At 44.2% G+C, this 13,311-nt stretch carries 11 protein-coding genes and 1 pseudogene; 3 read left to right on the top strand and 9 right to left on the bottom strand.

What is annotated here, in order from left to right; all coding sequences use genetic code 11:
* From N5P32_RS03750 to N5P32_RS03725, 6 genes are all read right to left on the bottom strand, one after another.
* Window positions 1-825, bottom strand: a complete 825-nt coding sequence (locus tag N5P32_RS03750) for a DUF2797 domain-containing protein (RefSeq protein ID WP_265727839.1) — start codon at window positions 823-825, stop codon at window positions 1-3.
* Entirely contained in the window at window positions 825-1,106 is a 282-nt protein-coding gene (locus N5P32_RS03745) for a YeaC family protein (protein WP_265727838.1), read from the bottom strand. The genes N5P32_RS03750 and N5P32_RS03745 overlap by 1 nt, the downstream gene beginning before the upstream one ends.
* Before the next feature lie 66 nt (window positions 1,107-1,172).
* Window positions 1,173-2,048, bottom strand: coding sequence for a rhomboid family intramembrane serine protease (locus tag N5P32_RS03740; protein ID WP_265727837.1), 876 nt, complete (start codon window positions 2,046-2,048; stop codon window positions 1,173-1,175).
* Between the two features lie 59 nt (window positions 2,049-2,107).
* On the bottom strand, window positions 2,108-2,989 hold the full coding sequence (locus tag N5P32_RS03735; protein ID WP_012069864.1) for an NAD(+) kinase: 882 nt from the start codon (window positions 2,987-2,989) through the stop codon (window positions 2,108-2,110).
* A gap of 131 nt (window positions 2,990-3,120) precedes the next feature.
* A complete protein-coding gene (locus N5P32_RS03730) occupies window positions 3,121-3,825 on the bottom strand; it encodes a 1-aminocyclopropane-1-carboxylate deaminase/D-cysteine desulfhydrase (protein WP_265727836.1) in 705 nt (234 codons plus the stop codon).
* Window positions 3,815-4,060: a hypothetical protein gene (locus tag N5P32_RS03725; protein ID WP_265727835.1), complete on the bottom strand. Its 246-nt coding sequence runs from the start codon at window positions 4,058-4,060 to the stop codon at window positions 3,815-3,817. The genes N5P32_RS03730 and N5P32_RS03725 overlap by 11 nt, the downstream gene beginning before the upstream one ends.
* Window positions 4,061-4,241: 181 nt before the next feature.
* Between N5P32_RS03725 and ydiJ the strand changes: the two genes are divergently transcribed.
* Window positions 4,242-7,316 (top strand): D-2-hydroxyglutarate dehydrogenase YdiJ, encoded by a 3,075-nt coding sequence (gene ydiJ, locus N5P32_RS03720; protein ID WP_265727834.1) that lies wholly within the window; start codon window positions 4,242-4,244, stop codon window positions 7,314-7,316.
* Between the two features lie 68 nt (window positions 7,317-7,384).
* Complete coding sequence (locus tag N5P32_RS03715) at window positions 7,385-8,125, top strand: spermidine synthase (protein WP_265727833.1); 741 nt, start codon at window positions 7,385-7,387, stop codon at window positions 8,123-8,125.
* Between the two features lie 88 nt (window positions 8,126-8,213).
* Here N5P32_RS03715 and pgm read toward each other — a convergent pair whose 3' ends face one another.
* Complete coding sequence (pgm, locus tag N5P32_RS03710; protein ID WP_265727832.1) at window positions 8,214-9,863, bottom strand: phosphoglucomutase (alpha-D-glucose-1,6-bisphosphate-dependent); 1,650 nt, start codon at window positions 9,861-9,863, stop codon at window positions 8,214-8,216.
* 114 nt (window positions 9,864-9,977) lie between these two features.
* Window positions 9,978-11,103: pseudogene (locus tag N5P32_RS03705) on the bottom strand (beta-ketoacyl-ACP synthase III).
* Between the two features lie 256 nt (window positions 11,104-11,359).
* Here N5P32_RS03705 and N5P32_RS03700 point away from each other — a divergent pair.
* On the top strand, window positions 11,360-12,505 hold the full coding sequence (locus N5P32_RS03700; protein WP_265727831.1) for a patatin-like phospholipase family protein: 1,146 nt from the start codon (window positions 11,360-11,362) through the stop codon (window positions 12,503-12,505).
* On the opposite strand, the gene murI is transcribed toward N5P32_RS03700, so the two are convergent.
* The gene (gene murI / locus N5P32_RS03695) at window positions 12,502-13,311 is read right to left on the bottom strand and encodes a glutamate racemase (protein ID WP_265727830.1); all 810 of its coding nucleotides are present in this window, start codon (window positions 13,309-13,311) and stop codon (window positions 12,502-12,504) included. The two genes, N5P32_RS03700 and murI, sit on opposite strands and share 4 nt — an antisense overlap.

The following is a 13,311-nucleotide window of genomic DNA, read 5'->3' as shown; positions in this document are numbered from 1 at the left end:
CTAAAAATTCAGTGTTGCTTGATAGCCTGTGTATTTACGGATATTAATCACGCCAGTATCTAGCATCCAATATTGGCCTTTAATGCCCATCAAAGTGCCTTCAATATGAGGCGTTTTTTCGGCGTTAAGGCTGGTAATTTTAGTGGGGTACTCTAAAACCGGATAAACAAATTCATGGGTTTCATTTTCATCGGATAAGTCAGTAATGGACTGAAGGCCAAATTCGTGTTGAAGAGAATCTAAACCCTCATATAGTTGATCAATTAAACGCTCTTGCTCTTGCTCAAGATCCATCTCGATGGAGGATCCTTTGAGCATATTGCGCCAATTGGTTTTATCCGCTACTTGGGTTTTAAACAAGGTCTCTACCAATCCGGACATTCTGCGGTTTTGCACTCGAAACAAAGCTCGGGCTTGAGTTGCACCTTGATCAATCCAGCGTGTTGGCAGTTGATCGCCACGAGTAATGCCAACTTTTAGCGCCGATGAATTGGCCAAGTAAACATAATGGCTTTGCATACAATACTGTTCCGCCCACTCAGGCTCTCGGCAGGTTCCTAAGTGAAAGTGACATTTTTCAGGGCTCATAATGCAAGTGTCGCAAGCGGCCAATTTTCGAAAGCAATTAAAGCAAAAGCCTTGGCTAAAAGACTTCTTCGTTACCTTACCGCAGTTAACACAATGAATAGTGCCATCAAGGTGTAAGGAGACTGTCTTACCCAACAAATCGTTGACCAAAACTCGATCGCTACCTAAGTTCAAGTAATAAGAAACCTTACTGTCATGAACCTCAGTCGACATCTTTTTGAGATTGCCCTGTAACATTAAGCTTGTCCCTCAGGGCCATCGCCAACCCATTTTATGGTGTCTTGTTCTTTTGCTGGGTCTTTCTTGCCAATGTTTTTATGCCCTGTCGTATCGATATAACCCACACGGTCTTTTTCTTCTTTGTTACTGTAATCGTAGGTAATGACAGCTTGCAGGCATAATTCGGTTTGTTCTGGTGTCAGTCTTACACCATTTGGCCATTTACCAAGCTCAACTGCTTGCTTTAATTTGACGTACACTTCTGGCGACATATTGTCGATCATTTCTTTAAAATTCATGTTCAGGTCTCCCTGCGATCATGCAGGCTATTAATAAAAACGACACAGTAAAAGTACTGTATCCAATTAGCTGAAGCGACGTTTCGTCACAAACCAATAGATCAAGCCAAGCATCAAGCCCGACAGCAAACCAATAGTGTGCGCGGTGTTAGCAATGCTGCCAAGCCCTAACATTTCAGGAAAAGGCGTGTAACCAATACCCAACCAGACAACAAAAAACACCATCAATTGTTTGCTGATAATCGTCGGCCAACGCGTGTTCAAAATAGGCATCAGCCAAGCAAAGCCAATCAACCCATAAACCACACCGGATAAACCACCAAATAATGGATAACCACTTATTTGATACTGCAAAACATTGCTTGAAACGGCAATAAGGATAACGCCGATACTCCAAACAATTGAACCTAAAATTCGTTCCAGTTTGGAGCCAATATCCCATACCCACAGCGTATTAAACACAATATGCAAAACACTAAAGTGCAACAATGCGGGTGAAAAGAATCGCCAGTACTCACCTTTATTAAAGACTTCTATGGAATCATAGAAATAGATATGACCATTTTTAATGTCAAACGGACTGATAGAAAAGTAGCCCACCATGGTCAAATCAGAACCCAACTGAGTAATGACAGCAACTAACACAGTAAGTAACAACAACCCCGTAGTAACAGGCGCTAGCGCAAATTGTGAAAACAGACGTTGATTAGAAGACATTGCAGATGAGGTAGGCTGAGCTCGTTTAACACTTTGCAGTAGATCTGGGTCGTCTTTCCAGATGGACATTAATTGCTCAACCGCTGGCAATTGACTAGGATCCATAATCCACAGCTCATTATGCCCCTTATTAAAGACAACTTGATGGGCTATTTTATGATGCCATAACGCGGCGGTTAACCCTTTAGGGTCTTCTGTTTTATTAAACTGATAAACAAAATACATGGAGCCCTAAAGAGGATACCTTTTTAAAAACAATAAGAACCTGAAGCCAAGACAACAGATTAAGGACGATAGCTGGATTGCCACCCTAATTTATCACGACAGACGTTATAAAAATCATGGTTTTTAGGATGAATCAAACGTATTCCACCTGCTTTCTTTGTGATGTGAATTTCATCGCCTGGGGCAGCGGTAATATTTAACTGGCCATCACAGCTAACACTTGGGTAAGTCAAATTTGACTCACACACCACAATACGAATACGAGCATTCGCATCAATCACAATAGGACGATTACTCAACGTATGTGGGTGCATTGGCACTAGAACCAAAGCATCTAATTTTGGCAACATGATAGGGCCGCCCGCAGAGAGTGCGTAAGCCGTTGAGCCTGTTGGTGTGGCGACAATCAGACCATCGGATTTTTGATTCATCACAAATTGATCGTCAATGAACAAATCAAATCGAATCATCCGAGCAGATTTACCTGGGTGAAGTACCAAATCATTAAGCGCAATCCCCTCGCCGCTGGGGCGATTTTGACGCTTAATTTTAGCTTCAATCATAAAGCGTTTTTCTTCATGGTATTCACCACGAAAAATTGGGTCTAATTCTTCTTGAAGGTTGTGAGGAGAAATATCCGTTAGAAAACCCAATGTACCTCGGTTGATACCTAACACAGGGATGTCGTAATTGCAGATCGCTCTGGCTGCACCAAGGAAACTGCCGTCCCCTCCCACTACCATGACCATATCACAATGGTCACCTAACTCTTTTAATGCCGAAGAAGCGACTTTAACGCCTGGCATCATAGTCGCCAACTGGTCTTCCAGCACCGGCGCGATGTCTTTTTCTTGGAGATATTCCATCAGTTTCTTAACCGTATCAAGAATCTGAGGCTTGTCTAATCGAGCAATAATACCAACACGTCTAAAAAGACTCATGTGTCATTCTCTTCCCGTTTTCAATGTATACAAATCAACCCACTAAAGTATTAATGACGGTTTTTATTTTAGCGTGGGTTTTACATAAGTTGGCCAACTTTAACATGAAGAAGCCCGTTTTCGCCATCTCGTTAACGACAGGGATAGGGATTAGTATCTTTTGAATATCCTCGCCACCCTTGTAGCCCACCAGTGTGAATAAACAAGGTACGCCGATACGGCCAAGTACCGCTCTCCATTGCTCTCACCAACGCGCGCATACTTTTGCAAGTATAAACCGGATCAAGCTCAACGCTTGTATTCGTATGAGCAAACTCTTGCATGAAAGCGAGTAACTCGGAACTGTGTTTAGCGTAACCGCCTTCATGGCAATCAGAATGGAAAAATAACTTTTTATCTAAACGGTCTCTCAGTATTGAATCTGTAGACAGTCGATTGGCTAAATTCAATATAACATCTCGCTGAGCAGGCTCACCTTTAAGAGCGCTAAACACATGCAGATCAGGGATATCAGGATACGACAACAAACCAGCGGCGGTGGTGCCAGTGCCTGAAGACACCACCCATGCATCGTATCTGCTATCTAGTTCACAAAGACATTTTGCCCAATCACGGCACCCCAACGCCCCAGCCTCTCCGCCACCACCCTCGGGAATCCAGTAAACATTGGCATAACGTTTATTGATTTCACCAACAACATCGGACTCCATTCCTAGACGATAATCCGCTCTCGAAGAAGGCCATAATTCAACACCAGCAACAACCATGTCACGCAAAGTAGGCGTTAATCGCGGCTGCAACTCACCTCGCACAATAGCAACCGCCTTATACGGCATGTTTCTCAGGGTTGTCCCAAAAGCATGAAGGTGATCTCGAAAAAGGCCCTCCAAAGGTGGCAATGACAGAGGCGTTTTGCTGTTTTGCCGAGTTCAGATGGTGTTGAAGTTTGTGCCATTTATTACCTGGTGCATTAGGGTGCTCCAAATCGCCTCGATAAACGTCTAATTCGTATAACATGTCAGTCGCTTGGCGGCAGGAGTTCGATAAAGTAATGGGCTGGATCATTGACACAAAAACACCTAGCTGTGAAGTAAAAGGCAGACGCGAATCATAATATCGTAAAATTCGTGCGCATCACTGCTAAACATGAATATAAATAACGTGATAGGTCGATTTATTCGTCTGATAAATATCCCTTTAGACCGCTTTTCTTTGTTAACATTTCCGCACTCATCATTTGTGGAGATGAAACATGATTCCAAAGCTTTCTGAAGTCTCGCCCGTTCAGTCCAAATACCTTTCTTTCATCGAACGCCTGAAAGCTTCAGGATTCTCAGGAGACACCCATCCTGATTATGCCAACCGTGTTGTTCTTTCAACGGACAATTCTATTTATCAAGTTTTACCTCAAGGCGTCATCTTTCCAAAGAACACACAAGATATTCAGTTATTGGTGCAGTTATCCAACCAAGAAGAATTTAATGATGTCGTTTTAAGCCCACGAGGCGGCGGCACAGGCACAAATGGGCAGTCTTTAACCGATGGTTTAGTGATTGATCTATCCAAGCACATGAATCGAATTCTGGAGATCAACGCAGAAGAAGGCTGGGCTCGCGTTGAAGCCGGCGTAGTGAAAGACCAACTTAACAAAGCCATCAACCCCCATGGTTTGTTTTTTGCCCCGGAACTTTCCACCAGCAATAGAGCCACCATTGGCGGCATGATAAATACCGACGCCAGCGGACAAGGTTCGGTAATGTATGGAAAAACTCGTGACCATGTTCTCGAATTAAAAACCGTGCTGTTAGATGGCCATCTACTAGAATCAGCCCCCATTGATGATGAAACACTGGCCGAAATACAAAGTGGCAGTGACTATTCCGCTCATGCGCACCGTGTTGTCGATAGTATTCAAAAAAGCAAAGCGCAAGAGATCAAAGACACCTTCCCAGAACTCAACCGCTGCCTAACTGGCTACGACTTGGCTCATATTCGCACCGAAGATGGTCAATTCAATATGAACTCGGTGCTTTGCGGGTCAGAAGGCACATTAGGCTTTATTGTTGAAGCCAAACTAAATCTTTTGCCGATTCCTACCTATGCGGCTCTGGTCAACATTCGCTATGACAGCTTTGAAGGTTCGCTTCGACATGCACGCGAGTTACTCGATGCCAAACCAACCTCTATCGAAACCGTCGATTCAAAAGTGCTCGGCCTTGCAAAAAGTGACATCGTTTGGAATTCCGTCGCTGAGTTTTTTCCAGAAAAGGCGGGAGAAAACATCCAAGGGATCAATCTTGTCGAATACACAGGCAATGACGAACAAGACGTTGCCGACAAAATCAAAGGGCTCACTGACAAGCTCGATGCTCTCGTCAAACAAGGCGGAAGCAGCGCGTTGGGCTACACCATCGCTATGGGGCACGACAACGTCAACAAGCTCTGGGGAATGCGTAAAAAATCCGTTGGCCTACTCGGAAACGCCAAGGGACAAAGTCGCCCTATTCCCTTCGTTGAAGATACCGCCGTTCCGCCAGAAAACCTTGCTGACTTCATTATGGAATTTCGCGCTGTTCTAGACAGCTACAAGGTTCAATATGGCATGTTCGGCCATGTGGATGCTGGCGTTCTGCATGTTCGCCCTGCGCTTGACCTTAAAGACGAATCCCAAGAGCCCATGATCCGTGAAATCACCGATAAGGTGGTTGCGCTCACGCAGAAATACAATGGCTTATTGTGGGGTGAACACGGCAAAGGCGTTCGCTCTGAATATTCACCCGCTTTCTTCGGTGAACTCTATCCTAGTATCCAGCAAGTAAAAGCCGCATTTGACCCAAGAAACCGATTAAATCCTGGTAAAATCGCCACGCCATTTGAACTCGGTGTAGATTTATTAAAGATAGATGCCGTTCCATTACGTGGTCAATTTGATCGTCAAATTCCATTGCAGAATCGTGATCAATTTCAAGAAGGCATGTACTGCAATGGCAACGGTGCCTGCTATAACTTCGATCCAAATGATGCCATGTGCCCTTCTTGGAAAGGCACCCGAGATCGTCGCCACTCGCCAAAAGGTCGCGCTTCTTTAATGCGTGAATGGCTTCGTGGTATGAGCCTGCAAGGCGTGGATACCGTCAAAGCAAGCAAAGATGCCAAAGACAGCAATGTAATTTTTAATTTCTTACCAAGACTGAAAAATACCCTAGCAAAGCGTCGTGGTGAATATGATTTCTCCAACGAAGTGCATGAATCTATGATGGGCTGCTTGGCGTGTAAATCTTGTGTTGGACAATGCCCAATTAAAGTCGATGTACCAGAGTTTAGAGCGAAATTCTTAGAGCTATACTACAGCCGCTATCTGCGACCAGCGAAAGATTATCTTATTGGCTCGTTAGAATTCATGATGCCAACCATGGCGATATTTCCACAGCCATATAATTGGTTGGTAAGCCGTAGCTGGGTTAATCACTTCAGCAGCAAATACATAGGTTTGGCCGACAACCCGAAACTGAGCAAGCTCAATTTAAAAAAAGAAATGTCGCGTCGTGGCATTCGTCTAGCAACGCCATTGGCAATTGAGGCCTTAAGCCCAAAAGACCGATCTCGCGCTGTCATCGTGGTGCAAGATGCCTTTACCAGTTACTTTGATACAGAACTGGTATTGGACACAATGGAAACGCTAAGCCGTCTTGGTTTCCAAGCCTATCTTGCGCCCTATATGCCTAACGGCAAACCCTTACATGTGCATGGTTTTATGAAAGCCTTTAATCGCACTGCACGCAAAAATTTAGACATGCTGCAAAGCTTGGCTTTCTATGGTTTGCCCTTTATAGGCATCGACCCTTCTATGACGCTGACCTATCGATCGGAATACACCAAAGCCTTTGGCGATACTCGACAAATTCCAAAAATCCAATTAATGCAAGAATGGCTAATGAAGAAAAGTGAGCACCTCATCAAACAGCCACTGATGTGCGACAACTCAACGTATCACCTCATGACACATTGCACGGAAAAGACCAACGCGGCCGCGTCTATTCAAGATTGGCAGAAGGTCTTCGGTATTCTTGGCTTAGATTTAAAAGTCGAAAACGTTGGCTGTTGTGGCATGGCTGGGACTTACGGCCATGAAACCGCTAATAAAGAGACCTCTAAAACGATTTATGATTTGTCGTGGAAAGAAAAAGTCACCGATCCTGGTCTGCTTGGAAAGTTAGTTGCCACAGGCTATTCTTGCCGCAGTCAGGTTAAACGTTTTGACGACACTCATGTTCCACACCCAATACAAGTTATTCTAAGGCACCTACGAGAAGCCACTACTCACTAATCAGCATTGTACAAACATTTCCATAGCGTTTGGAAAGCAAACGCTATGCTTAAACTGAAAGGAAAATAATGAGTCACCATAACTTACTACATGACAGCGCTGATGAATTGGGCCCTATTCGCATTTTTGACGATGGCCAATATCGTATTTTGTCCTTTGCCGAAGGTGACGAGCAAAGCCGTATTCGTCTTTCTACGCCTCATGTTCTGCAGCATGAATACACTCAAGCCATGATGCTGCCGCTGCTATTTTGCGAACCGAAACGTGTATGCATTTTGGGGTTAGGTGGCGGCACACTAGTCAACGCATTGCATCATTCCGTTCCGGCAATACACCTTACCGCAGTGGAACTTAGGCAAGAGGTTCTGGACGCTGCGGAAATGTATTTCAAGCTACCAAGAGGGAAACGCATCAACTTAGAGGTGGCGAACGCCATTGATTATATTGAGGCAGGATTGACCAAAAAAGTCGACATACTCATGACAGATCTCTACAACACGGAGGGCATGGATCGTGGAGTATTACAGGCTAGTTTTATCGCAAATTGCGCAAAAAACATCAAAGAAGACGGCTGGTTAGCCCTTAATTGTTGGGTAGATCATAAAAATAACCAAGAACTCACCGACATCATTAAACAACATTTTAACGATGTGCGGGCGCTAGACACAGGAAGTGGCAACTGGGTGGTTATCGCTGGCAAACGTGCCAATCACGACAATGCAAAGGAGCTGAAAAACACGGCACAAAAACTCAGCGATAAGTTGGGCTTTCAATTAGGAAAATGGCTCTCCCGTTTATCTGAGATCTAAGCGGTAAAAAACCCTACCCCTAAAAAAATAAAAACGCCGTCTATTTGCTCAAAATAAACGGCGTTTTTGATGTCGTATCGTGCGTTAATTACTTAGCAAGTACGCTGTCCACTAGCGCTTTTGCTTCTTTTTCCAATTCATCAAGATGCTCTTCTGAAATAAAGCTTTCTAAATAGATTTTATACACATTTTCGGTGCCAGACGGTCGGGCAGCAAACCAACCATTTTTGGTGGATACTTTTAAACCACCAATGGCGGCATTGTTTCCTGGTGCGTGTGTCAAAGCAGACACAATGTCCTCACCAGCCAATTCCGTTTGAGTGACATCTTTTGCGTCTAATGCACCCAAGAGTGCTTTTTGAGCCGGTGTCGCCGCAACATCAATACGCTTATAAAATGGTTTTCCATATTTGGCTACTTGCGCTTCGTACAGTGTCTGAGGGTCTTGACCTGTGACGGCTAAAATTTCAGCAGCGAGTAACGCCATGATGAAACCGTCCTTATCCGTTGTCCAAACGCTGGCGTCTTTACGGAGAAAGGAAGCGCCTGCACTCTCTTCTCCACCAAACGCCATGGTGCCATTGAACATTCCCTCAACGTACCATTTAAAGCCAACAGGCACTTCACAAAGTGGTCGCCCTAATCCATCAACCACGCGATCTATCATGCCACTGGACACTAGGGTTTTACCAAATTGAATTTTTTGTGGCCATTGCTTGCGGTGCTGGGATAAGTATTCAATCGCGACAGCCAAATACGCATTTGGATTCATCAATCCAAAACCCGAACATACTATACCGTGCCGGTCGTAATCAGGGTCGTTTCCGACGGCGATATCAAAGTCATCTTTTAACTTTAACAATCCTTGCATGGAGTAAGGAGAGGAACAATCCATCCGAATTCTGCCGTCCTTATCCCTTGGCACAAAACGAAAAGTGGGATCGACTTCTTTATTAACAACCGTTATGTCCAAGCCATATTTTTTTGCAATCGGCTCCCAATAATGGATACCTGAACCGCCCATTGGGTCAACACCAATACGGATTTTTTTATCCGCGATGGCTTTCATATCAAGAACATTCGCAAGATCATCAACATAATGATTGATAAAATCGAACGGCTCCAATAGACCACTGGCTTCCACCTCATTGGGCGAGAAACGCTTAACACCTTGTAAGTCGGCTTCTAATAATGCATTCGCTCTTTTGGCTACCCAGTCGGTAATGTCTTTATCTGCTGGGCCGCCTTTGCTTGAATTGTATTTAATACCGCCATCTTCTGGCGGATTATGAGAAGGCGTAATAACAATGCCGTCACTCATGTCACTGCCTGACGCTTGCTTGTTGTGCGTTAATATTGCATGCGAAATAACCGGCGTTGGCGTGTAGCCGCCATTTAACTGCGTACGAACTCGCACACCATTGGCTGTGAGCACGCTCACCGTGGTTTGAAAAGCCGCTTCAGACAAAGCGTGCGTGTCCTTTCCTAAATATAAAGGACCGGTGATGTTTTGAGATTTCCTGTATTCGGCAATAGCCTGAGCAATGGCCAATATGTGGTGTTCATTAAAGCTGGTGGATAGCGCACTGCCACGATGGCCTGATGTGCCAAAGCTGACACGTTCGTCTGGATTTTTTGTGACAGTTGGCTTGTTAAGATAATAAGCCGACATGAGTTCTGGGAGGTTTACAAGTAAGTCATGAGATGCAAGCAGCCCTGCTTGAGGATGAATTGCCATATTTAAAAGCCCTGTTGAGTCTTTGAAACCGATGCGAATAGTCTCCCTTATAATCACATCTGTTTCAATGACTTAACCTAGCTAGTTATTAAAGGCTTACAAAAGAATACGCAATTAACGCTTACGCAATATCAAACTACCAATGGAATACCCAGCGCCAAACGAGCAAATCACACCGATATCGCCAACCGAAAGATCATCATGAAATTTCGCAAACGCAATTATTGACCCGGCCGAGGCAGTATTAGCGTATTCATTAAGCACCACTGGCGCCTCCTCCAGCGTTGCATCTCGCCCTAATAACCGCTTGCTGATCAATAGATTCATGTTGATGTTCGCTTGATGCAACCACCATCGTTTCAACTGCGACACCCGAATACCTTCACTCTTCAAATGGTTTTCAATGTGCTCGGCGGCCATTGGGCACACTTCCTTAAAAACCTTTCGACCATTTTGATGAAAAAGCATGTCGGCTGAATAGGGTTCTTCATCCGTAACACGCGTTGTGTAGCCAAAATTAGAGCGAATATTATTTGAATATGACGTAATGCACTTGGTACTTAGCACATCAAATGAATGCGTTGACTGGCAGGTTTGACTGCTTTCTACTACTACCGCCGTTGCCACATCACCGAAAATAAAATGCGAGTCCCTGTCCATATAATTAACTTGCGGCGACGTCAGTTCTGGATTGATTACCAACACCCCTTTTGAGGAACCCGCTTTAATGGCATCCACCGCCCTTTGCAAACCAAAGGTCGCTGCGGAACACGCCACCAGCATGTCAAAACCAAACCCATCAATACCAAGGGCAGATTGAACCTCTATAGCAATGGCAGGATAAGAGCGCTGCGTGTAAGCACATGATACAATCACCATATCGATATCACTTGGGACTTTATTAGCGGCCAGCAAGGCTTTCTTTGCAGCGGCTATGGCCATCTCTGCTTGATGGGAAACTTGCTCATCCCCTTCTAACGTCTAAAATAGGACGCATGCGATCAATGTCCAACGCACCTTCTTTTGCATAGATATAGCGACTCTTAATGCCTGATGCTTTTTCAATAAATTCAGCACTTGAAAGAGGCTTAGCGTCTACCTCTCCCAATGCGATCGCTTGACTGTTCTCAACATTGTAACGTTCCGCCCAAGCATTGTAGCTGTCGACAAGCTCTTCATTGGAAATGCTGTGTTCAGGTGTCCATAACCCAACACCGCTTATAACAACAGAAGTATTCATGAATTCACCTTTCTTATTATTTTAACCGTAATATTGCCATCAAAAGTATAGATGAGATTGTGTACCACATCGTCAGTCCAGTCCACAAAATGTAATAACAAAAACGCCATGTCATTCGATTTGTTGATATCTCTTAATGGCAATACTACCAATATACGCCATACTTATATGTAAATGAGTAGTTGTTTTTATAGGAGAAAGTGATTCACTATGAGATAAATTCTTTGCTTAATCAGGGTCGAAGAAGTGAGCTTTTATGAAGAAAAATAATGCATTAATCTTATCTGGCGGTGGCGCTCGCGCTGCTTACCAAGTTGGTGTTCTTTCCGCCATGGGAAGACTTTTACCCAAAAATACCCCTCTACCTTTTCCAATTTTATGTGGTACTTCAGCGGGCGCTTTAAATGCGACGATGCTCGCTTCCTATGCTGACAATTTTTCTAAAGCTGTTTCAACGCTTGCTTTTGTTTGGCGGCATCTAACTCCAGACCAAATTTACACAGTTGGTCGATGGCCAGTGGCAACCTCGGTGACCAAAACACTCATGTCACTATTCCACGTGCACAACCATGACACTTCTATTGCTTTAATGGATAACAGCCCGCTCAAAGAATTGCTCACTAATCACTTGGATTTCTCGAAAATCAACATCGCCATACAAAATGAGCAACTAAAAGCGTTGGCCGTTACCGCCATGAGTTACAGCACAGGCGAGTCAACCACGTTTTTTCAAGGTTCTTCTGAGCTGCAGTCTTGGCAAGGTAACCGACGGAAAGGCATTGTTGCAAACTTAGGTGTCGATCATTTATTAGCCTCCAGCGCTATCCCTACTATTTTCCCAGCCCATAAAATTGACAAACACTATTACGGTGATGGCGCAATTCGACAAAAATCGGCTATTTATCCAGCTCTAAAGTTGGGCGCAGATAAACTCTTTATCATTGGTGTAAGCGGAAACAGAAGTGCAAAAAAATGGGCGATACCAGACACAACTGTTGATTCTAGCGCCCCAAGTATGGCGCAAATACTTGGGCAACTCTTAAACAGTGCATTTATTGACAACTTAGAAGACGATATTTATCAGCTGGAAATCATGAACAGTCTTATTCGAGACTTACCGGAAGATAAAAAGGCAAAGCACCAAAACCTTCCCACAGAAACATTGATTATTTCTCCATCAGAAGAGCTGAACGCCATTGCGCACCATTACCTTTCCACGCTTCCAAAAAATATTCGTGTATTGTTAAAAGCGGCAGGTGGGTCAACGTCTGAAAAAGTGAGTTCGGCAGCCAGTTATTTGCTATTTACACCGCAATATTGCAAAGCACTAATGGACCTAGGCTATCAAGACGCCATGTGGGAAAAAGATAGAATCATTGATTTTTTCCAGAAAGAAAGCTAAATCGCGACTGTTTTTTGCAGTGTAATAGCCTCTTTATCTTCAACCCAAGTAACCAAACGCGGGTGGTTTTGGGAGGACATCGTATTGCACAACTCGATACTGCCACTCACTTGATGAGTCTCAGCAAATAAACCGCCAACCTGATCTGGATACGACTCTGCTAGGCGGCGCATAAGTTGTGCCGTGACCCCTTCACTGGGTTCGATAATTTCGCATTCCTTACCAAGCGCCTGTTCAAATACAGGTTTCACTAAAGGATAGTGAGTACAAGCAAGCACCAAAGTATCGACTTTTTCACTTCGCATTTTTTCGCAAAGCTGCTCTATTGTAAGCTTTATTTTTTCTTCTGTTTCTGGCCAAGCGTCAATATCAAAAGCAAGCGTTGAACTGGACATGACAAACACGACACTGTCTGACTTCCAAAGCTCAATCAATTGATTCAAACGGGCACTTTGCGCTGTAACTGGAGTGGCCAGAACAGCCACTTTACGCTGTTTGCTTAATCGAAATGCTGGTTTAACGGCAGGCTCAACTCCCACAACGGGCAACCGCGTTGAGGCTCGCAAAACATCAATGGCTGCCACCGTTGCTGTATTGCAAGCCACCACAATGGCATCTACTTTTTCACGCTCAAAGAACTTCCCTACTTTGACCAATCTATCTTGCAGTTCGTCAATGGTTTTACTGCCATAAGGTGCGAAAGCATCGTCAGCCAAATACACTAAATTCAAAAAAGGATGCTTTTTGTGAATCGCATTTAAAATGGTCAAACCACCGGCACCGGAGTCCATGATACCCACTTTCAC

Origin of the sequence: Marinomonas pontica (assembly GCF_026191375.1) — a bacterium.
Taxonomy (GTDB): domain Bacteria; phylum Pseudomonadota; class Gammaproteobacteria; order Pseudomonadales; family Marinomonadaceae; genus Marinomonas; species Marinomonas pontica.
The sequence above is the reverse complement of the archived record's forward strand: the minus strand, read 5'-3'. Positions and strand labels throughout refer to the sequence as shown.

Bases quoted from the DNA above. Each gene is read 5' to 3' on its own strand.
- N5P32_RS03735 (WP_012069864.1), bottom strand. From the start codon at position 2,989: ATGAGTCTTTTTAGACGTGTTGGTATTATTGCTCGATTAGACAAGCCT.
- N5P32_RS03715 (WP_265727833.1), top strand. From the start codon at position 7,385: ATGAGTCACCATAACTTACTACATGACAGCGCTGATGAATTGGGCCCT.
- pgm (WP_265727832.1), bottom strand. From the start codon at position 9,863: ATGGCAATTCATCCTCAAGCAGGGCTGCTTGCATCTCATGACTTACTT.
- N5P32_RS03700 (WP_265727831.1), top strand. From the start codon at position 11,360: ATGAAGAAAAATAATGCATTAATCTTATCTGGCGGTGGCGCTCGCGCT.
- N5P32_RS03745 (WP_265727838.1), bottom strand. From the start codon at position 1,106: ATGAATTTTAAAGAAATGATCGACAATATGTCGCCAGAAGTGTACGTC.
- ydiJ (WP_265727834.1), top strand. From the start codon at position 4,242: ATGATTCCAAAGCTTTCTGAAGTCTCGCCCGTTCAGTCCAAATACCTT.
- N5P32_RS03750 (WP_265727839.1), bottom strand. From the start codon at position 825: ATGTTACAGGGCAATCTCAAAAAGATGTCGACTGAGGTTCATGACAGT.
- N5P32_RS03740 (WP_265727837.1), bottom strand. From the start codon at position 2,048: ATGTATTTTGTTTATCAGTTTAATAAAACAGAAGACCCTAAAGGGTTA.
- N5P32_RS03730 (WP_265727836.1), bottom strand. From the start codon at position 3,825: ATGCCGTATAAGGCGGTTGCTATTGTGCGAGGTGAGTTGCAGCCGCGA.